This is a genomic window from Bradyrhizobium symbiodeficiens (assembly GCF_002266465.3).
Classification (GTDB): Bacteria; Pseudomonadota; Alphaproteobacteria; order Rhizobiales; family Xanthobacteraceae; genus Bradyrhizobium; species Bradyrhizobium symbiodeficiens.
This window is the reverse complement of record NZ_CP029427.2, coordinates 5,791,969-5,811,624: the sequence shown is the minus strand read 5'-3', so window position 1 is coordinate 5,811,624 and position 19,656 is coordinate 5,791,969. Positions and strand designations below refer to the sequence as shown.

Genomic DNA, 19,656 nt, shown 5'->3' with positions numbered 1-19,656 from the left:
GAGAGGTTACACCGAGCACGCGGAGGGCTCGCCCCCTCCAATCGCGCCTAAGGCTTCACCTCCACCACCTTCACCGCCTTCCTGCTCGCCCGCCAGTTCTCGAACCTCTGCACCACCACGAAGAAGGCCGGCACGAACAGCACCGCGAGGCAGGTCGAGGCCAGCATGCCCGAGAACACGGTGATGCCGATCGACTTGCGGGCGCTGGCGCCGGCGCCGGTGGCGAGCACCAGCGGCACCACGCCGAGGATGAAGGCGAACGAGGTCATCAGGATCGGCCGGAAGCGGGCACGCGCCGCCTCGATCGCGGCCTCCAGCACCGGCTTGCCGTCGCGGCCGTGCAGTTCGAGTCCGACCTCGACGATCAGGATGGCGTTCTTGGCCGACAGCGCGATCAGCAGGATCAGGCCGATCTGGCAATACAGGTTGTTGTCGATCTTGAGCACGGAGAGGATCAGCATCGGCCCGAGCAGCGACAGCGGCACCGCGAGGATCACCGAGATCGGCGCGTACCAGCTCTCGTACTGGCCGGCGAGCACCAGATAGACCAGCAGCATGGCGAGCCCGAACACCCAGTAGATCTGGTTCGAGACCGCCTTCTCCTGATAGGACATCGCGGTCCATTCATAGCCGGTGCCGGGCGGCAGCGTCTTGTCGGCGATCTCCTCCATCAGCTTCAGCGACTGGCCGGACGAATAGCCCTGCGCCGGCAGGCCGATCACGGTCGAGGACGGATAGAGATTGTAGAGGCTGATCAGCGACGGACCGGTGGCCGGCGTGATCTTGGCGACGGTGCCGATCGGGATCATGTCGCCGTTGGAATTGCGCACCATCATGTTGGCGATGTCGCGCTCGGTGACGCGGAAGGCGGGATCGGCTTGGGTGTAGACCTGGAATACGCGGCCGAACTTGTTGAATTGGTTGACATAGGACGAGCCGAGATAGGTCGACAGCGCCGAGAACACCTGGTCCGTCGTCACGTGCAGCGTCTGGGTCTTGACGCGGTCGATCTCGACATTGAACTGCGGCACCGACGAGCGGAACGAGGACTGCACGCGCTGCAGCGCGCTCTGGCTCTGGCCGTTCGCGACCACCGCACCCGTGATCGCCTGCAGCTTGGCGAAATCGCTGTTGCCGTCGCGCAGCTCGACCTGCATCGAGAACCCGGCGGCGTTGCCGATGCCCTGGATCGGCGGCGGGGGCAGCACGATGGTGCGAGCCTCCATGATGGTCGCGAGCTTGTCGTTGAGGCCATAGACCAGCGAACGCAGATCCTCGCCCGGCCCTTTGCGTGCATCCCAATCCTTCAGGATGATGTAGGCGACGCCGGCATTGGCAAGGCTGGCGCTGTTGTCGAGTGCGGAGATGCCGGCGATGGTGATGACCTGCTGAACGCCGGGTGTCTCCTTGATGATCTCGCTGGCCCGGTCGAGCACCTTCTGGGTCCGCTCCAGCGCGGCGCCGTCGGGCAGCTGGATCGCGGCGATCAGATAGCCCTGGTCCTCGATCGGCAGGAAGCCCGTCGGCACCCGCGAGAGGCCGTAGCCGCTGGCTCCGATGACCAGCAGCGCGAACGCGACGGAGATGGTGGCGTGCCGGCACAGGAAGGTAATCAGCCGTGTATAGCCGCGCTCGACCCTGTTATAGACCGCGTTGAATCCGCGATAGAAGAAATTGCGCTGCTCCGGCGGCACCGTCGGCCGCAGCCACAGCGCGCATTGCGTGGGCTTCAGCGTCGCCGCGTTGATGGCGGACAGCAGCGCGGTCGCCGCGATCACCAGCGCGAACTGCGAATAGATGCGTCCGGTCAGCCCGGCGAGGAACGAGGCCGGCAGGAACACCGAGATCAGCACCAGGGTGATGCCGACGATCGGTGCGAACAGCTGGTCCATCGCCTTGATCGCGGCGTCGTGGCCGTTCATGCCCTGCTCGATGTTGTGGGCGGCGCCTTCCACCACGACGATGGCGTCGTCGACCACGATGCCGATCGCCAGCACGATCGCAAACAGCGTCGACATGTTGATGGTGAAGCCGAGCGCCGCCATCGCGGCAAAGGCGCCGATGATGGTGACAGGCACGGTGGTCGCCGGCACCAGCATCGCGCGCCAGTCCTGCAGGAAGACAAGAATCACGACCAGCACCAGTAGGCCGGCCTCGATCAGCGTCATGTAGACCTCGTGCACCGAGGCCTCGACGAATTTGGTGGTGTCGAACGGCGTGTCGTACTTGATGCCTTCGGGGAATCGCTTGGCGAGGTCTGCCATCTTTTTCTCGACGGCCTGCTCGACCTGGAGCGCGTTGGCGCCTGGCGACTGGAACACGCCGATGCCGACGGCGGGCTGCTTGTTGAGCGAGAAGATCTGGCTGTAGGTCTGCGCGCCGAGCTCAACCCAGCCGACGTCGCGGACGCGCGTGACGTCGCCGCTGGTGCCGGTCTTGACGATGATGTTCTCGAACTGGCTGGTGTCGTCGAGCCGTCCGTTGACGTTGAGCGTGTACTGGAACGCCTGGCCTGGCGGCGTCGGCGGCGCACCGATCTGGCCGGCGGAGACCTGCTGGCTCTGCTGCTGGATCGCGTTGATGACGTCCTGCGGAACCAGGCCCCGGACCTGCAGCTTGTTGGGATCGAGCCAGACCCGCATCGAATACTGGCCGGCACCGAACACCGTGACGTTTCCGACGCCGGGCAGGCGCGAAAGCTCGTCGCGGATGTTGATCGTGGCGTAGTTGCTCAAATAGAGGCTGTCGAATTTTGAGTCCGGCGAGGTCAGCGTCACGAACAGCAGGATCGATGTCGACCGCTTCTGCACGGTGACGCCCTGATTCTGCACGGCGCTCGGCAGTTGCGACAACGCGCTGGAGACGCGGTTCTGCACCAGCACCTGCGCGAAATTGAGGTCGGTGCCAATCTTGAAGGTCACGGTCAGCGTATAGGTGCCGTCGGAGCCGCTGTAGGACTGCATGTAGAGCATGTCCTCGACGCCGTTGACCTGCTGCTCGATCGGCAGCGCGACGGTGTCGATCACGGTCTTGGCGCTGGCGCCGGGATAGCGGGTGGTGACCTGCACGGTCGGCGGCACCACGTCAGGGTATTGCGCGATGGCGAGATTGAACAGCGCGACGCCGCCGATCAGGATCATCAAGAGCGCGATGACGTTCGAGAGGACCGGCCGCTCGATGAAGAACTTCGAGATCATGGTTGCGGCCCCTTACTTGTTCGAGGCTTGCGGCTGCTCGATCTTCGTCACCTGCGGATCGATCTTCTGGCCCGGGATCACCCGCAGAAGCCCCGCGATAACGACGCGGTCCTCCGGCTTCAGGCCGTCCTCGATGACGCGCAGCCCGTTGTCGACCGGGCCGATCTGCACCTTGCGCTGCTCGACGACGTTGTCGCCGTTGACTACCAGCAGATAACGGCCGCCCTGGTCGCTGCCGAGCGCCGTATCAGGAACGAGCAGGGCGCTCTTCTCCTGGTCGAAGGGCACGCGGACGCGGACGAAATAGCCGGGCAGCAGCACCCGCTTGTCGTTGGGCATGAGGCCGCGCACCGCCAGCGTGCCGGTCGATTGATTGAGGGTCGGCGCGACGTAGTCGAGGTGGCCCTCGTGCGGATAGCCGGTTTCGGTCTGAAGGCCGATCTGGATCGGAAACTGCTTGAGGTTGGCCGGGGTTAGCCCACGACGGGTCGCTTCGGCGCGGATGCGCAGCACGTCCTGCTCGTTGACGGTGAAGTTCACATAGATCGGGTCCATCGCGACGATGGTGGCGAGCTGGGTCGGCGAGGAGACGCCGACGAGCTCGCCGATCGAGACCATGTGGGCGCTGACGATGCCGTCGAACGGCGCCGTCACCTTGGTGTAGCCGTAATTGACCTCGGCGAGCTTGGTGTTGGCTTGCGCCTGCTGGAGATTGGCTTGCGCGTTGTCGCGATTCGAAGTCGACGTGTCGAGCGTGGCTTGCGAGACCGCTTGGCGCTGCACCAGATCGGCCTGTCGTTTGTAATCGGCTTCCGTCTGCCGGACCGAGGCCTGCGCGCCGGCCTCGGCCGCCTGCGCCTGCTCCAGCTTCAGCTTATAGGTCTCCGGCTCGATCGTGAACAGCTGGGTGCCCTGCTTGACGAAGCTGCCGTCCTGATAGTCGATCGATTGCAGGAAGCCTTGCACCCGCGCGACGAGGTCGACGCTCTTGACCGGCGCGGTGTTGCCGGTGGCCTCGATGTAGCGCGTCACGGCGCGCTGCACCGGCGTTGCCACGTCCACCTTGGGCGGCGGCGGCGCCACGAACGTGTTCTTGTCCTCGCAGCCCGCCAGCGCGACCATGGCCGCAACGGCGGCCAGTGTCCGTCCGGCCTGTCTCCACGCTCCATTGCGCCGTGCGGGAGATGCGGGATTCGATGAGGTCATTCGGTAGCCCCCGAGTATCGTCTGTCGGTGCGGCAGGCTATCAACAAATGTCCGGCCGTGGAACACCATAGCCATGGCAGTTGCTGGCCTTGCGCGGCACAGGGCGGTGTGGCCTTCAACAGATTTGTCATGACAAACCGCTTTTCACCGGACGCACGATCGACCACAATCGTCTCAAAGGCCGCGTGAGCCAGCCGGGAAAAGCCAAGAAGAAAAGGTGAGGAGACCATGACATGCCCACGTCCCTCCGATCGGCTCTTGCCGGCCTCGGTCTCGCAGCGATGGTCGCCATGCCGGCGCTAGCAGACGGTCTGAAGGACGAGATCGCACCGACCGGCAGACTGCGGGTCGCGATCGCCATCAGCCCCGCAGGCGGGGCGTTCTGGTCGACCAAGACCGAAGCCGGCTATGCCGGCGTGCCCGTCGATCTCGGCAAGGCGATGGCCGCCCAGCTCGGCGTCCCCGTCGAATATGTCGCGCACCAGAATTCCGGGCAGATCACCGATGCGGCCGGCAAAGGCACTTGGGACGTCACGTGGCTGCCCAAAGATCCCGAGCGCGAGACCAGGATGATGTTCGGCCCGATCTACGAGGTCGCGGACGCCACCTACATCGTCAGGCCCGGCTCGAACATCACCAATTTCGCGACGCTCGACCAACTAGGCGTCATGGTGGCGGCCGTCAACGCGACGACCACCATGCGCGGTGCCATCGCGCATCTGAAGCATGCCGAGGTCACGGGCTATCAGACCTATGACGAGATCTTCGGGCTGCTCAAGAGCGGCGAGATCGACGCCTTCGCATTGTCGCGCGATCAGCTCAACAAGATGGCGCAGAAGATTCCAGGGACAAAGGTGCTGGACGAGACGTTCAAGAAGACGGTGACCGCCGTCGCCGTGCCGCTCGGCCACAAGGAGACGCTGGCGTTCGTCACCACATTCATGACCGAAGCCACGACCAACGGCACACTGCGCAAGGCCTACGACGACAATGGTTTGAAGGATTCGCCGATCCGGACGGAATAGGTCCGTCAGCTGGCTTGCTTGTGATCCGGCTAGGTCCCGGTCGCGGCTGCGTTGCGCACATGCCACGCTGAAAGCACCGCGCTTTCTTCATCGGAGCTGAGCCCGATCACTGGTCCGTGGCTTTCGCGCAGCCAATGCAGTGTATCGCGCGCTGTCTCTCCCGGCGGTCGTGAAGTCAGCCCGGCCTCGCGGGCCGGTGAGGTGTCGCGCGTCTGGAAACCAGCGAAGTCGGGCAAAGGCAGCCACATCGGCAATGACCGCGGACCTGCCCAGCGCCGCACGTCGTGGGCCTCGAGAAACTCACGATCGATCCAGGTGAACGTGCAGGACGCGTTGAGCGCGGCTGCGCATTCGGCCAGAAATTCGCCGCGCTTGCGTATCGGTCCAATCCCGTCATAGATGCCGGTGAGGCGAACCTCAGCCGCGTGCACGATCCATTGCGCGAGATCGCGCACGTCGATGAACTGGACGGCATCGTCAGGCGATCCCGGGGCCAGTACCTCACCGCCGCGCGCAAGCCGTGTCGGCCAATAGGCGAAGCGCCCCGTCGGGTCTTCCGGCCCGGCGATCAGGCCGGCGCGGCAGATGAAGGAATCGTTTCCGACCGCCTGTTCGCAGGCGACCTTGGCGGCGCCATAGATGGCGTCGGTGCTGTGTTCGATCTCCGCGGCAACGGGTTCGCGCAGCGGCGCCGTATCGGCGCGTTGTCCCGGTATCCGGTTGTCCGCATATACGCTGATCGTGGAAACGAAGGTCCAATGTACGCCCGGCCGCTTCAGCGCCGCGACGGCGCGGCGGACCTGGCCGGGATATCGCGAGACGTCGACCACGGCATCGAACGTTTCGCCCGCGAGCGGTGCAAGCCCGTCGGCCGCGTCGCGGTCGATCATCACGAAGTGCGCGCCCGCCGCGATGGGTCCTGCGACACCGCGAGCAGCGCAGGTCACGTCGTGTCCGACTGCACAGGCTCGGGCTGCGACTGCTCGCCCGAGAAACTGGCTGCCGCCGAGAATGAGGATGCGCATGTGACGGTCCGTGCTGCGAGCCAGATCGCGCAATCATACAATTACGGATTGTGGGTGCAACTCCGTCAGCGCCCCTGATCTCCGCGTATTTCGCCATCGCTTTCTCGAACTTGCGGTTGAACAGCCACATCGCCGCGAGGATCTCGCGGTAGCTGGCCGAGGTTTTCGCCCGGTCGGCCTGCCCGAACGCAAAGATGCTGTTGTTGCGCAGGTGCTTCATGATCGTGGGGCTCGACACCCTGTAGTTCAGGAGGTCGCCGGACTTGAGCGCCGCGCGCGTCGGGGTCGGCACGATCTGGATCAGCTCGAACAGCTTCATCTGGTCGATCGGGTCGGGCAGCGTCTTCACGATTCCGGGAATCTCACGGAACACATCCGCGTGCGCGTTCATCAGGCCGTCGCGCACGTTGGTCCAGTGGTTGAAGCGGTGATCGGTGCCGCGGGCGCGGGCCTCCTCCTTGTCATCGCGCGCGCTCAGGTGCGGATCGATCGCGGCGATCTCGCCCTTGATGGCCTGCCATTTTCTATGGCCGTTGCGGTCTTCGGACGGGCCGGTCTGGAAGCTGCCCATATAGGTGTTCGAGCGGCCGTTGCGGACGTTCTGCTTGCCGTTGGTCTCGGCAAAGAACAGCCCGAGGCTGATGCGGCCCGCGGCGTCCGCGTGGTCAGGCGCAAGCCCCTTGGCGCGCGCGATCACCGTGGCGAGATCGACGACGTCCTTGAACGGCGTCGCCGAATTCTGCGCATTGGCGGGCGGCGCCTCCATGACGTCGAACAACTTCGAATATTCGTCGATCAGGGGCTCGATGTCGGCGTCGAAATAGGCCGGCGGAATCTCGAACTTGTTGGGCCGCCCGATCCGCGACGGGATCGCATCGGTGAGATCCTTGTACGTGCTGATCACGGCGACGCGGGCGAGATAGACCGCCTGTCCCGGCAGGTTCGGCAGCGGCTGCTTCGCCTCGATCTGGCGCCGCCGCTCGGCAAGGATGGATTTGAAATCGCCGAGCGCCCGCTCATAGGCGGCGAGCGTCTCGGATTGCCGGGGTGTGAGCGCGCGCTGTTGTGCGACGGCTGGCACCGCGACGAAGAAGGCAACAGCCGCAAGGATTGCGAGACGTCTGGATCCCATGGCTGGTTCCTGTCGATTCGATGGCCAGGGAGATCGTAAGCATCAGAGGCAAGGGCTGGCGAGATGCAAATCCCGCTCAGCCGGAATTCTTATGCCGCCCGGTAATCCGGCGCCGTCGCCAGGAATTTCGCATAGGCATCTGCGTCCGGGGGCTGGAAGTGCCCCGCGAGCCCGCCGCGCTTCTGGTTCTTCGCGCCGATGTCGGCCATCAGCTCGTCGAAATGGCGGTAGTGATAGGGCGCGACGCAGAGGCCGCCATAGACGCCCGCGGCCGGCCGTTCGACGCGCTTGAAGTGCAGCATCATCTCGATGTTGTCGCGCATCGCCTGCGCCGTCGGCTGGTTCGCGAGCTGGCCGTCGGCATAGCGGACCAGCCAGTTGGCGGCGAGGTCGGCGCAGAGCACGGTGCAGAACGACGAGTTGAAGCCGACGAAGCCGAGCTCCGGCAAATCAGGGTTGGCGATCAGGCGGTAGAGCCGGTACTGCCCGTCGGCATCGACCAGTTTGTGCTTGTAGGCCTCGGGCATGAACGGCACGCCGAGCTTGTAGCCGATCGCGAGCACCGCGACATCCGCGCCCACGCGCTCGCCGCCGCTCATCACGATACTGTCGCCCTCGTAGTGATCGAACGTGCCGAACACAGCCTTGATGCGGCCGTCGGCGACCATCGGATAGAAGCCGGGCGTTGCGATCGGCACCGAGCAATTGACGCCGTCCTCGATCCGCTCCTTCGGCACCATTTTGCAGCGGCCAAGCTTGAGCTGCGCCTTCAGCAGGCTCTCCAGCCCGCGCCAGTTCGCCCACACCAGCGGCGCGGCGATGCGATGCGCGAGCCGTCCCATCGCACCGATGCCCCAGCCCGGAAACATCTCCTCCTGCGCGCGGATGTAGAGGATGCGCTTGAAGTTCACGAGGCCGCCGATGAAATAGGGGATGCGCCAGACCGGCTCGCGCATCACGATGGTCACCTCGCGCGCGCCCGATTTCACCGCGTTGACCGCGATGTCGGTCGCCGATTTCGAACCGCCGAGCACGACGATGCGGCGCCCTTTCGCCAGCACGGGATCGCCGTATTTCGAGGAATGCAGGATCTGGCCGCCCTGTGCGACAAAGCCCTCCTCGCCCGGGCAATGCAGCTCGCGCGGCTCGTTGAACTGCCCGGTGCAGACTGCGATGAAATCGAAATCCTCGCTCGTGCTCGTGCCGTCCTTGGCCTTCAGCGCCAGCGTCCAGCCCGGCTTGCCGTCGGCACGCCGCGCCATGCCGGCGACCTCGATGCCGAGGCGGAGCATGCGGTCGAGACCGAAGCTCTTGGCATAGTCGGCGAGATAGGCATGAACCTGCGGCCCGGTCGGCCATTCCGGATAGGCCTCCGGCATGGCGCGGTCGGTGTAGCGATAGAGCTCCTTCGGGCTCTGGGTCTGCACTTCGGGATAGGAGCGCGCCGGCTCCCAGACGCCGCCGAGATCGCCGCTGCGCTCGACGATGGTGACGTGGTGGCCGCGGCTGGAGAACGCCTTGGCGGCGGCGAGGCCGGAGACGCCGGCGCCGATCACGCAGACATGCTTGGGGCTGACCATGGGATTGCTCGCAATCGATGTGTGTTTCGCGCGCAAGCGGCCTCGTTCGGCCGCAAGGTGCGGCCGGCGGTGCTGCAAGCCGATGAAGATGGACGAAGAGGCTAGTCGTTGGCCTCGGGCGGCAGGAAATCGACCTCGTGCAGCGCCGAGATGCGCACGACCTCGGCAGGGTCGGTCAGATTGTGCAGCTGCTCGAACAGCGCCTCCAGCTTCTGCATCGGCGAGACCCAGAACAGCGCGCGGGCCGGCTTGTCGGACTTGTTGAAATAGCCGTGCGGAATGCCGCGCGGCAGGCGCACGAGATCGCCGGCGTGAGCCTTGACCCATTTGCCGTCGAGCTTGAGGTCAAGCGTGCCTTCCTGCACCAGGATGAACTCGTCCTGGGTCGGATGGATGTGCACCGGCACGAACTGGCCGGGGTCGCTGTTGGTCTCGAACGCGAAGGTGGAGTCGGTGACGGCCTTGGGGAAATAGACCTGGCCCAGGATGTTCCAGCTCTTGCCGCCATAGCCCGTGCCGTTAGCGGTAATGCCTTTTTCGAGTGCAGTCATCGCATGCTCCCATTGGATTCCGGCGAGGTTGGAGCTTCGGCCATCAAAGGGGCGCCTGTCTATCCGCTAAACGAATCCGCGAAGCGCCTGCTGCCGTGCAGCATGACGATTTTGCCGACGCCGCCCTTTCCGTGTCCGGGGAATTATTATAGGCTTAAAGCAATTCCGTGACGCGAAGCGTGGTCGACCATGTCCGCAGCCGTGCTGGAAATGAGCGCAAGGACGCCCGCGGCCGAACGGCTCGCGGATTTCGCCCGCGTCACCACCGACGATGTCGACGAGGCGGCCGACCAGATCGGTCGCATCTTCTGCCCGCACGATCTCAAGCCGGCACGGCTGCGCGCCTCCGGCTTCTCCGCCCGGCATAATTGCGCCGGCTTCGACGGCTTTTCCATCAACTACGTCGCCTATGGCGGATCGGTCGGCATCGACCCCGGCTGCCTCGAGCGCTTCTTCCTGGTGCAAGTCCCGCTCGCCGGCTCGGCCTATATTCGCGCCGGCACGACCGAGCTCGAGGCGGTGCCGGGGCGGACGGCGTCGCTACTGTCGCCGACGATCCCGACCCGGATGATGTGGCGTGACTGCGCGCAGGCGATCCTGCTGTTCGACCGCCGCATGGTCGAGCAGCGCGCCGCAGCGCTGTCCGGCAGGGTGTCAGGCACGGTCGAGTTCGATCCAATGATCGATTTGGACGCGCCGGCCGGGCGGGCGCTGCGAACCAGCCTCGCCGAGCTGATGATGCTCGCCGAGCGTCTCAGCCCTTCCGGCCGGCTGTCGGCGGTCGCGATGGCCGATTGGCGGGAGCTGCTGCTCGATCGCCTGCTCAACGGCCAGCGCCATGGCCTGTCGGATGCTATTCAAACGTTCTCCGGGCAGGCCGAGCGGCTGCCGCGCGCGCTCCGCACGGCGCGCGACCATCTCGCCGACAATGCCGGCGAGCCGCTCGATCTCGCGCAGCTCGCCTGCGCCTCCGGCATCGGCATCCGCGCGCTGCAGCTCGGCTTCCGTCGTCACTTCGGCCTGTCGATCTCGCAGATGCTGCTCGATATGCGCCTCGCCGAGCTCCACGGCCGCCTCGCGCAAGGATCGCCCGATGCCTCCATCACCGACATCGCCTTCGACCTCGGCTTTACCCATCTCGGCCGCATGGCCGGCGCCTATCGCGAAAAATTCGGCGAGACGCCGTCGGCGACGCTCCGGCGGCGGATGAGCTGAGGCGAGATAGCTATTTCCGCGATCGCGTCGCGTCGTCCTCCGCCGCCTGCCTGCGCAGGAATGCCTCGACATCCGCCTGCACCGAATAGGGCGTCGGGATCGCGTCGCCGGCGGAATCGACGGCGGTGTCGAGGCAGCGGCGCAGCATGCGGGCGAGTTCGGCCTTGCGGTAGGGCTTTCTCAAGAGCGGTGCGCCCATGGTGGCGCGGCCCTGCGTGTGCAGCGAATCGTAGGCGTAGCCCGAGGTGAACAGGACCCGCAAAGAGGGGCGCGCCGCCACCATCTGTTCGGCGAGCTCGCGTCCGTTCATGCCGCCGGCCATCACGATGTCGGTGAAGAGCAGGTCGAACGGCGTGCCTTCGGCCGCAATTGCGAGCGCCTCGGTCGCATTGGCGGCCGGGATGACCTTGTAGCCGAGGCCTTCGAGCTGGACCGTGACGTAGTGGCGGACGTCGCGGTCGTCCTCGACGCAGAGCACGGTTTCTTTGCCCCCCACGATCTTGCGGTCGTCATAGCCGGTCGGGCGCAGCGCGCTCACCTCCGCCTTCGGCAAATAGAGTGTGAAGATGGTGCCGCGTCCTTCTTCGGAGGCGACCTTGATGCCGCCGCCGGACTGCTTGACGAAGCCGAACACCATGCTGAGCCCGAGCCCCGTGCCCTTGCCGACCTCCTTCGTCGAGAAGAACGGATCGAAGATCCGCTCCAGGATGGCCTGGGGAATGCCGCTGCCGTCATCGGCGATCTCGATCTCGACATAGTCGCCGGCATAGCCGGCGCCGACCGCGACCGCCTCGCGCACGCCGAACACGACGTTGCGCGTCGTCAGGGTCAGTCTGCCGCCGTCCAGCATGGCGTCGCGGGCGTTGATGGCGAGGTTGAGCAGTGCCGAGCTCAGCTGGCCGCGGTCGGCGTAGGCGAGCCAGACGTTGCGGTCGAGCCGGGTGACGATCTCGATCTTCTTGTCGAAGGTTGCCAGCAGCAGCTTGGCGAGCTCTTCGAGCAATTGGTTGACGTCGATCTCGGCCGGCTGCAGCGCCTGCTTGCGGGCAAAGGACAACAGGCTCGACGTCAGAGCAGCGCCGCGATCGGCGGCCTCGCTGATCAGCTTGGTGATGGTCGCAAGCGGCGGGTTGTCCCTGACGGCGTCGGCGAGGATCTCGATCGTGCCTGTGATCACCGTGAGCATGTTGTTGAATTCGTGCGCGATACCGCCGGTGAGCTGCCCGACCGCCTCCATCTTCTGGGACTGCACCAACTGCTCCTCGGCCGCGCGCTTCCGGGTGATATCCCTGACGAAGGTGTTGACGATGACGCGTCCGCCCAGCCGCAACACCGTGCTGGACGCCTCGGCCAGGATCCTGTCGCCGTTCCTGTGGACCAGGGTGAGCTCGAAGCGGATGCCGGCTGGCGCGCCCGACAATTCCGGAACCAGCCGCGCCATGCGTTGCCTGAAGCCGTCGCGCAGCGGCTCGGCGACGAGGAGGTCGACGACGTCGGAACCGAGCGCCTCCTGGCGCGTCCATCCGGTCAGGGCCTCGGCCTGAAAGCTCCACTCCAGCACGGCGCCGCTGTCGTCGATCTGAATGAAGGCATCGAGCGCGGTCTTGATGACGGCTTGCATCATCTGCGCGCTGTCGCTGCGGGCCTGCGCCAACTCGGCCGATTGCGTGGCGGCGCGCCTGTCCTCTGACGTCTCGATCGCTCGCGTGCAGAGGCGCACGAGCACAACGGCAACGGCGGCGCTTGCGATGAGGGCTGCGACCTGGGCGATGCCGAACCCGGGTCCGGACACGGCATAGGAGGCGAAGAGGGCCGCCGCGGTCACGACGACCTGTGTAGCCATCGCGAGTGTCAGAAGCCCCCTGGGTCTCATGGTCTCCCACCAACGACGTCCGGTACGGACCCCCACGTCCGCCCGGCAGATGACTCCGGTCTCACGTGAGCTACAGATTCAATGGGGCGGCGTCGAGGGCAATTTCCGGCGGTACCGGGCGGCAGCGGTTCAACCTGCGGGCGAATCGGTCTGGCGCAGCGTCGTCACCCAGATCGCGCGCGCGACCTGCTGGGTCGGGTTGTCGAACATGTGCGGCACGGTGCTCGGAAAGCGGAAGCTGTCGCCGGCTTCCAGCACATGGGCCTGGTTGTCGAGCCACAGCCGCAGGCTGCCGGAGAGGATGTAGCCCGCCTTCTCGCCGGTGTGCTGCAGGAAGTCGGTGCCGGAGGAGGCGCCGGGATTGAGCGTGAGCTCGTAAAGCTCGAGCTGGCCTTTGTCCGCCGGCGTCAGCGCTTCCTTGACGACGCCGCTGGCAGTGAGCCGCAGCAGCCGCCGGCTGTTCTTGCGCACGATATAGCGCTGCACGTCGGCGGGATCGCTGGTCTCGAAGAAGTACGAGATGGGAACGTCGAGCGCGATGCTGAGCAGGCGCAGCGTCCGTATCGACGGCATGGCGCGCGCGCGTTCGAGCTGGCTGATCATGCCGGTGGACAGGCCGGTCTTGTTGGCGACGTCCTGGATGGAGAAACCCGCGCGCTGACGCAGCAGCCGCACGGTCTCGCCGAGGCGCTGGTCGACCGTATCGTCCGGCTCGATCATCGGGGCGTCCTTCGGACTACTCGTATCGCCGCGACCATCCATGTCGCTCTCCCATGCATCATTTTCAGCGCAGGGCCGCATCGGGCCGGGCTTCAGTCGGAGTGAAAAAGTGGCGCATACTAGCAATGTGATTGACAGCTGTATTTAGTCATGATGAAATTTTGACTGAAAAATTTAGAAGCACTAAAGCCCACTCCTGTCCCTTTGCCGGGGTTTTCGGGGGCGCGGGAGACGGTGCCGCGTGCGACAACGGAGAGTGGTCATGGCAGACGACACCGGCAAGTTCGGCGTTGGGGCACTGCATCTCGGCATTCCGAATCGCCGACAATTCTTTCAGCTCGGCGCTGGCGCCGCGGCAGGATGGACGCTTTCAGGCAGCTCCTTTGCCCAGACCGAACGCCCAACCAATCCGCCGGACAAGCCGCGCGGACAGGTGATTGCGGCGCTGTCGCAGGAGCCGACCGTCTTTCATCCCCTGATGCCCGGCATCGAGGTCGACCAGGGCATCTGGTGGCAGGTGTTTTCGCCGCTCTGGTACATCGAGCCCGACGGCAAGTTCGTCCCCGACCTCGCGCGCGAAGTCCCGACCATCGAGAATGGCGGACTGTCGGCCGACGGCCTGACCTGGAAGATCAAGCTGCGCAGTGACGTGAAGTGGCACGACGGCACGCCGTTCACGGCCGAGGACGTCAAGTTCTCGCTTGAGCTGATCAACAAACCGGATTTCCGTGCGCGCAGTCGCGTCGGACACAGCCTCGTCAAGGACATCAAGATCGTCGCGCCCGACGAGATCCATTGGCGCATGGAAACGGCCTATTCGCCTTATATGTCGATCCTGGCGGCGCTGACCTTCATCGTGCCCAAGCACATCCTGGAGAAGGTGACCGATCCGAATGCCTCGCCGTTCCACAACGCGCCGGTCGGCACCGGACCGTTCCGCTGGGGCGAGCGCGTGCCGGGCGACCACATCCAGTTGAACGCCCATGCCGGCTATCACGGCAAGGGCCCTTACGTCGAACGCGTGGTCTTCAAATACATTCCGGACCTCACCGTCCTCTACACTCAGTTCCGCACCGGCCAGGTCGACTACACCGGCCTGCAAGGCATCCTGCCGAACTTCGTGCAGGAGGCGAAGACGCTGAAAGGCCGCAAGATCTTCGTCTCTTCGACGTCCTCGGTCGAGCACATCGCGCCCAATCTGGAGTTCGGCCCGTTCGCCGACCGCACGGTGCGCGAGGCGCTGTATCTCGGCATCAACAAGCAGGCGATCATCGATGCGCTGAACTACGGCCTGCCGAGGCTGACCGAGAGTTTCGTGCCGCAGCAGGCCTGGTCGTTCCAACAGGGGCTGCCGCAGCACAAATACGATCCGGCCAAGGCCAACGCACTGCTCGACGCGGCGGGGTGGGTTCGGGGCGCTGGTGGCGTGCGCGAGAAGGGCGGCGTCAAGCTCGAATTCACCAACTCGACGACATCGGGCAATGCTGTGCGCGAGCAGACCCAGCAGCTCCTGATCCAGGACTGGCGCGCGATCGGTGCTGCGATGCGCGTCAACAACATGCCGGCTGCGGTGATCTGGGGCGACTTCTGGCAGCAGTCGAAATTCAACTCGGTGCTGGTCTCCGTCAACTTCATGCTCGGCAGCGATCCCGACGTGACGCCACGCTTCGGCTCCGGCGCGATTCCCGCCAAGGGCGGCCGTGGCTACAACACCTATCAATATCGGAACCCTGAGGCGGATCGCCTCCTCGCCGAGGGCGCCAGGCAGTTCGAGCAGGCGCAGCGCAAGACCACCTATGGCGACCTGCAAAAGCTGATCCGCGACGACCTCGCCATCCTGCCGCTGTTCCAGGGCTTCATCGCCGAAGGCGTCAAGGAAGGGCTGCAGGGTTTCCGGCCCAACATCAACATGTCGATCAACTGCTGGAACATCCGCGAATGGTACTGGGCCTGATGCACAGGGTTTGCTGGGCAGCCTGAGATGGCCCGATACGTCGTCAACCGCCTGACACAGGCGATCATGCTGCTGGTGATCGTGTCCGCGATCGGCTTTGCCATCCTGCACATGGCGCCCGGCGGTCCGCTGTCGCAATTCGCAGCCTCCGCGCAGATGACGCAGGAAGATCTCGACCGCGTCACCAAACAGCTCGGGCTCGATCGGCCGCTGCCGATCCAGTATTTCGACTGGTTCGGCCGCATGTTGAAGGGCGATTGGGGCAAGTCCTATCGCGATGGCGAGCCGGTGCTGTCGGTGATCTCCTCGCATCTCGGCGCCACTCTGGAATTGATGGCGACGGCGACCATCATCGCGGTGCTGCTGGGCTGCTGGATCGGTATCCTGGGCGCGCTGAGGCGATACTCGCTGTTCGACACGCTCGCCACCGTCGGTGCCATGATCGCGCTGTCGATCCCGACCTTCTGGTTCGGCCTCGTCACCATCTACGTGTTCTCGGTCAAGCTCGGCTGGCTGCCGGCCGGCAACCGGCAGACCGTCGGCGACGGCTCCTTCCTCGACCTGCTGCATCATCTGATCGCACCGGCGATGGTGTTGGCGCTGGTCGAGACCGCGATGTGGGGCCGCTTCATGCGTTCCTCAATGCTCGAGGTCATCAACCAGGACTACATCCGCACCGCGCGCGCCAAGGGCATACCGGAATGGCGTATCCTCACCGTGCACGCGTTGCGTAACGCGCTGCTGCCGATGATCACGGTCGCGGGCCTGCAGTTTCCGACGCTGCTCGGCGGCGCGCTGGTGGCCGAGACCGTGTTCACCTGGCCCGGCATGGGACGGCTGTTCCTCGATTCGATCGGCTATCGCGACTATCCCGTGGTGATGGGCATCCTGATGTTTTCGGCGACAATGGTGCTGATCGGCTCGCTGCTCGCCGACATCCTCTATGCCGTCGTCGATCCGCGCATCCGGGTGGGCTAGGCGATGGTGACTGCAACCCTCTCCACCGTCCAGCTCGCGCCCGGCCAGGCCGCCTGGCGGCGTTTCCGCCGGCATCGTCTGGCGCTTGCCGGCGCCGTTATCATTCTGGTGCTGGTGCTCGGCTCGGCGTTCGGTCCGTATCTGCTGCCGTTCGACGACACCTATATCGACATCATGAAGCGGTTCGCGCCGCCGTTCTCCGGCGCGCACATCCTCGGCACCGACGAGCTCGGCCGCGACGTGCTGGCGAGGCTGATGATGGGTGGACGCGTCTCGCTTTCGATCGGCATCGTCGCCATGGTGATGGCGATGGCTGTCGGCATCGTCGTCGGCGCTTTTGCCGGCTTCTATGGCGGCGTGGTCGGCGCGGTGCTGATGCGGTTCGTCGATGCCGTGCTGTGCTTCCCGACCATCTTCCTGCTGCTGGCGCTGGCAGCGCTCACCGAGCCCGGCCTCGTCACCACCACCGTGCTGATCGCGGCGACGGCCTGGATGGCCGTAGCCCGCGTCGTCGAGGCCCAGGTCCGTTCGCTGCGCGAGCGAGAATTTGCCGTCGCCGCACTCGCCTTCGGGTCGTCGAACCTGCGCATCATGTTCCGCGAGCTCGTGCCCAATGCAATCGCGCCGATCGTGGTGGCGGCGACGCTGAACGTGGCGAAAGCGATCCTGCTGGAATCCTATGTCAGCTATCTCGGCTACGGCATCCAGCCGCCGGCGGCGAGCTGGGGCAACATGCTCAACAACGCGCAGATCTATCTCACCAGCTCGCCGTGGCTCGCGATCGCGCCGGGTCTCGCCATCACGCTGGCCGTGACCAGCTTCAACTTCCTCGGTGACGGCCTGCGTGACGCGCTCGACCCGCGCCTGAACATCCCGTGATCTGCAAACTCATGACGAGCAAAGTCTCGGTCGAACTGAAGTCCAGGAGTGCCCCATGTCCCCGCCGCTCAACCGTATAAACAGCGACGAACGCCTGCCGACACAGGTGGATGTCGTCGTCATCGGCGGCGGCGTGATCGGCGTCTCCGCGGCCTATCATCTCGCTAAGAAGGGTCTTTCGGTCGCATTGGTCGAGAAGGGCCATGTCGGCGGCGAGCAGTCGAGCCGCAATTGGGGCTGGTGCCGCCAGCAGGGCCGCGCGCGCGAGGAGATTCCGCTGGCGCGCGAGGCGCTGCTTCTGTGGGAAGACATGCAGAACGACGCCGGCGTCGATGCCGGCTTCCGCCGCACCGGCGTGCTGTTCCTGACCAAGAGCAAGGAGGAGCTCGCGAGCTGGGAGCGCTGGGCCACGGTCGCGCGCGAGATGCAGGTCCACTCCACCGTGCTGACGCCGGCCGAGGTCGCCGAGCGCATGCCGGGCAATACCGACACATGGGTCGGCGGGCTGCACACGCCGAGTGACGGCCGCGCCGAACCGTCGATGGCGGTGCCCGCGCTCGCCACCGCCGCGCGAAAGCACGGCGTCACCATCCATCAGGGCTGCGCCGCGCGCGGGCTGGAGACGACGGGCGGGAAGGTCAGCGCCGTCGTCACCGAGAAGGGCGCCATCCGCACGCAATCCGTGCTGCTGTCAGGCGGCGCGTGGTCGTCGTTGTTCTGCCGGCGTCACGGCATCGAGCTGCCGATCGGCCTCGTCAACGCCACCGCGTGCCGGACCACGCCGGGTCCGGAGATCACCTCGGGTGCGCTCGGCACCGACTTCTACTGCATCCGCCGCCGCCTCGACGGCGGCTTCACGCTGGCGCTGCGCAACCGTGGCACGGTCGAGCTGTCGCCCGATTTGTTCCGTTATGCGCGCACCTTCTGGCCGACCTATCTGCATCGCAAGAACGGCCTGAAGCTGTCGCTCGGCAAGTCCTTCCTCGACCAGATCATGCGCGGCACCAGCTGGAGTTTCGACAAGCCGTCGCCGTTCGAGACCGAGCGCGTGCGCGATCCCGCGCCCGACATGTCGCTGGTCAACGCCGCGCTGGCGTCGCTGATCAAGGCGAATCCGGAATTGAAGGACATCGAGATCGCGGAAGCCTGGGGCGGCACCATCGACTGCACGCCCGACACGATCCCGGTGATCTCGCCGGTCGATGCGCTGCCCGGCTTCTTCCTCGCCACCGGCTTCTCCGGCCACGGCTTTGGCATCGGCCCCGCCGCCGGAAAGCTCGCTGCCGACATCGTCACCGGCGCGACGCCGCTGGTCGATCCCGAGCCCTACAGCCACAAGCGCATGATCGACGGCCGGCGGCTCGCGCCGGTCAGCCCGTTCTGAGGGCCGCATGACGGTTCTCTACAAGGCCAACATGGTTCGCGGTGCCGAGTGGGCGCGCTTCTTCGCGGAGCGCGCGCCCGACGTCCCGTTCCGGCTCTGGCCTGACATCGGCGATGCCGCCGATGTGCGCTACCTCGTAGCGTGGGTGCCGCCGGACGACATCGCGACGACGTTCCCCAATCTCGAGCTGGTCTTCTCGGTCGGCGCCGGCGTCGATCAGTTCGACGCCACGAAAGTTCCGGCGCACATTCCGCTGGTCCGCATGCTGGAGCCCGGCATCGCAGAGACCATGGTGGAGTACGTCACCATGGCCGTGCTGGCCCTGCATCGCGACCTCCTGCACTTCATCGATCAACAGAAGCAGCAGCTCTGGCGCGAGATCCGGATCACGCCGGCGAAACGGCGGCGTGTCGGCGTGATGGGGCTCGGCCAGCTCGGCCAGGCCGTGCTCGAACGCCTCAAGGCGTTCGGGTTTCCGCGTGTCGGGTGGAACCGCTCGCCGCGCGAAATCGAGGGCGTGACCTGTTACGCGGGCCCCGACACCTTGCCGGATTTCCTGGCGCAGAGCGACATCCTCGTTTGCCTCTTGCCGCTGACCGACGAGACGCGCGGTATCCTCAACGCCGATTTGTTCGCACGCCTGCCGCGCGGTGCGTGCCTTGTCAATGTCGGCCGCGGCCCGCATCTCGTCGAGGCCGATTTCCTCGCGGCGCTCGACAGCGGTGTGTTGTCAGGTGCCGTGCTTGATGTCGCCGATCCTGAACCGCTGCCTGAGGGACATCCGTTCTGGAGCCACCCGCGCATTCTGCTGACGCCGCACAATGCCAGCATGACGACGCCGGATACGGCCGTCGATTTCGTGCTCGACGTCATCGGCCGTCATCGCCGCGGCGAGGAGCTGCCGGGGCGTGTCGATCGTAGGCGCGGCTATTAGGAC

The 19,656-nt window shown here is 65.5% G+C and carries 14 protein-coding genes and 2 pseudogenes; 7 read left to right on the top strand and 9 right to left on the bottom strand.

The features are described 5' to 3' along the window. Nucleotides 1-47: 47 nt before the first annotated feature. Together CIT39_RS27340 and CIT39_RS27335 are read right to left on the bottom strand one after the other, a co-directional pair. Complete coding sequence (locus tag CIT39_RS27340; RefSeq protein WP_094977238.1) at nt 48-3,197, bottom strand: efflux RND transporter permease subunit; 3,150 nt, start codon at nt 3,195-3,197, stop codon at nt 48-50. A gap of 12 nt (nt 3,198-3,209) precedes the next feature. Beyond that, nucleotides 3,210-4,403 carry an efflux RND transporter periplasmic adaptor subunit gene (locus CIT39_RS27335; RefSeq protein WP_162308709.1) on the bottom strand — a complete coding sequence of 398 codons (1,194 nt, stop codon included), beginning with the start codon at nt 4,401-4,403 and terminating at the stop codon, nt 3,210-3,212. A 233-nt stretch (nt 4,404-4,636) separates the two neighbouring features. Between CIT39_RS27335 and CIT39_RS27330 the strand changes: the two genes are divergently transcribed. After that, nucleotides 4,637-5,428 carry a transporter substrate-binding domain-containing protein gene (locus CIT39_RS27330; protein WP_094977239.1) on the top strand — a complete coding sequence of 264 codons (792 nt, stop codon included), beginning with the start codon at nt 4,637-4,639 and terminating at the stop codon, nt 5,426-5,428. Nucleotides 5,429-5,457: 29 nt separating this feature from the next. On the opposite strand, the gene CIT39_RS27325 is transcribed toward CIT39_RS27330, so the two are convergent. From CIT39_RS27325 to CIT39_RS27305, 5 genes and pseudogenes are all read right to left on the bottom strand, one after another. After that, entirely contained in the window at nt 5,458-5,883 is a 426-nt protein-coding gene (locus tag CIT39_RS27325; RefSeq protein ID WP_244607649.1) for a Rossmann-fold NAD(P)-binding domain-containing protein, read from the bottom strand. A 21-nt stretch (nt 5,884-5,904) separates the two neighbouring features. Then, nucleotides 5,905-6,453: pseudogene (locus tag CIT39_RS27320) on the bottom strand (Rossmann-fold NAD(P)-binding domain-containing protein); the annotation flags it as partial. Between the two features lie 73 nt (nt 6,454-6,526). Beyond that, a pseudogene (locus tag CIT39_RS27315) lies at nt 6,527-7,585 on the bottom strand (hypothetical protein); the annotation flags it as partial. 89 nt (nt 7,586-7,674) lie between these two features. Next, on the bottom strand, nt 7,675-9,165 hold the full coding sequence (locus CIT39_RS27310; protein ID WP_094977242.1) for a flavin-containing monooxygenase: 1,491 nt from the start codon (nt 9,163-9,165) through the stop codon (nt 7,675-7,677). Nucleotides 9,166-9,266: 101 nt separating this feature from the next. Continuing rightward, nucleotides 9,267-9,716 (bottom strand): cupin domain-containing protein, encoded by a 450-nt coding sequence (locus tag CIT39_RS27305; protein WP_094893784.1) that lies wholly within the window; start codon nt 9,714-9,716, stop codon nt 9,267-9,269. Nucleotides 9,717-9,905: 189 nt separating this feature from the next. Here CIT39_RS27305 and CIT39_RS27300 point away from each other — a divergent pair, with 189 nt between their 5' ends. Then, nucleotides 9,906-10,931: an AraC family transcriptional regulator gene (locus tag CIT39_RS27300; RefSeq protein WP_094977243.1), complete on the top strand. Its 1,026-nt coding sequence runs from the start codon at nt 9,906-9,908 to the stop codon at nt 10,929-10,931. Nucleotides 10,932-10,941: 10 nt separating this feature from the next. Here the strand turns inward: CIT39_RS27300 and CIT39_RS27295 are convergent, their stop codons facing one another. Both CIT39_RS27295 and CIT39_RS27290 read right to left on the bottom strand, forming a co-directional pair. Next, the gene (locus CIT39_RS27295) at nt 10,942-12,804 is read right to left on the bottom strand and encodes an ATP-binding protein (RefSeq protein ID WP_094977244.1); all 1,863 of its coding nucleotides are present in this window, start codon (nt 12,802-12,804) and stop codon (nt 10,942-10,944) included. 129 nt (nt 12,805-12,933) lie between these two features. Then, nucleotides 12,934-13,566: a cupin domain-containing protein gene (locus CIT39_RS27290; protein WP_094977245.1), complete on the bottom strand. Its 633-nt coding sequence runs from the start codon at nt 13,564-13,566 to the stop codon at nt 12,934-12,936. Nucleotides 13,567-13,786: 220 nt separating this feature from the next. On the opposite strand from CIT39_RS27290, the gene CIT39_RS27285 reads away from it, so the two are divergent. From CIT39_RS27285 to CIT39_RS27265, 5 genes are read left to right on the top strand one after another with little or no spacing between them, the layout of a single operon-like run. Further along, a complete protein-coding gene (locus CIT39_RS27285) occupies nt 13,787-15,478 on the top strand; it encodes a peptide ABC transporter substrate-binding protein (RefSeq protein ID WP_094977246.1) in 1,692 nt (563 codons plus the stop codon). A gap of 27 nt (nt 15,479-15,505) precedes the next feature. Further along, a complete protein-coding gene (locus CIT39_RS27280) occupies nt 15,506-16,456 on the top strand; it encodes an ABC transporter permease (RefSeq protein WP_094977247.1) in 951 nt (316 codons plus the stop codon). Between the two features lie 3 nt (nt 16,457-16,459). Next, nucleotides 16,460-17,335, top strand: a complete 876-nt coding sequence (locus CIT39_RS27275; RefSeq protein WP_094977248.1) for an ABC transporter permease — start codon at nt 16,460-16,462, stop codon at nt 17,333-17,335. Nucleotides 17,336-17,390: 55 nt separating this feature from the next. Next, on the top strand, nt 17,391-18,719 hold the full coding sequence (locus CIT39_RS27270) for an NAD(P)/FAD-dependent oxidoreductase (RefSeq protein WP_094977249.1): 1,329 nt from the start codon (nt 17,391-17,393) through the stop codon (nt 18,717-18,719). 7 nt (nt 18,720-18,726) lie between these two features. Then, nucleotides 18,727-19,653: a 2-hydroxyacid dehydrogenase gene (locus CIT39_RS27265; protein WP_094977250.1), complete on the top strand. Its 927-nt coding sequence runs from the start codon at nt 18,727-18,729 to the stop codon at nt 19,651-19,653. The last annotated feature ends 3 nt before the right edge of the window (nt 19,654-19,656 follow it).

Coding starts and splice junctions, on each gene's coding strand:
- CIT39_RS27340 (WP_094977238.1), bottom strand. CDS start 3,197: ATGATCTCGAAGTTCTTCATCGAGCGGCCGGTCCTCTCGAACGTCATC.
- CIT39_RS27335 (WP_162308709.1), bottom strand. CDS start 4,403: ATGACCTCATCGAATCCCGCATCTCCCGCACGGCGCAATGGAGCGTGG.
- CIT39_RS27330 (WP_094977239.1), top strand. CDS start 4,637: ATGCCCACGTCCCTCCGATCGGCTCTTGCCGGCCTCGGTCTCGCAGCG.
- CIT39_RS27310 (WP_094977242.1), bottom strand. CDS start 9,165: ATGGTCAGCCCCAAGCATGTCTGCGTGATCGGCGCCGGCGTCTCCGGC.
- CIT39_RS27305 (WP_094893784.1), bottom strand. CDS start 9,716: ATGACTGCACTCGAAAAAGGCATTACCGCTAACGGCACGGGCTATGGC.
- CIT39_RS27300 (WP_094977243.1), top strand. CDS start 9,906: ATGTCCGCAGCCGTGCTGGAAATGAGCGCAAGGACGCCCGCGGCCGAA.
- CIT39_RS27295 (WP_094977244.1), bottom strand. CDS start 12,804: ATGAGACCCAGGGGGCTTCTGACACTCGCGATGGCTACACAGGTCGTC.
- CIT39_RS27290 (WP_094977245.1), bottom strand. CDS start 13,566: ATGGATGGTCGCGGCGATACGAGTAGTCCGAAGGACGCCCCGATGATC.
- CIT39_RS27285 (WP_094977246.1), top strand. CDS start 13,787: ATGGCAGACGACACCGGCAAGTTCGGCGTTGGGGCACTGCATCTCGGC.
- CIT39_RS27280 (WP_094977247.1), top strand. CDS start 15,506: ATGGCCCGATACGTCGTCAACCGCCTGACACAGGCGATCATGCTGCTG.
- CIT39_RS27275 (WP_094977248.1), top strand. CDS start 16,460: ATGGTGACTGCAACCCTCTCCACCGTCCAGCTCGCGCCCGGCCAGGCC.
- CIT39_RS27270 (WP_094977249.1), top strand. CDS start 17,391: ATGTCCCCGCCGCTCAACCGTATAAACAGCGACGAACGCCTGCCGACA.
- CIT39_RS27265 (WP_094977250.1), top strand. CDS start 18,727: ATGACGGTTCTCTACAAGGCCAACATGGTTCGCGGTGCCGAGTGGGCG.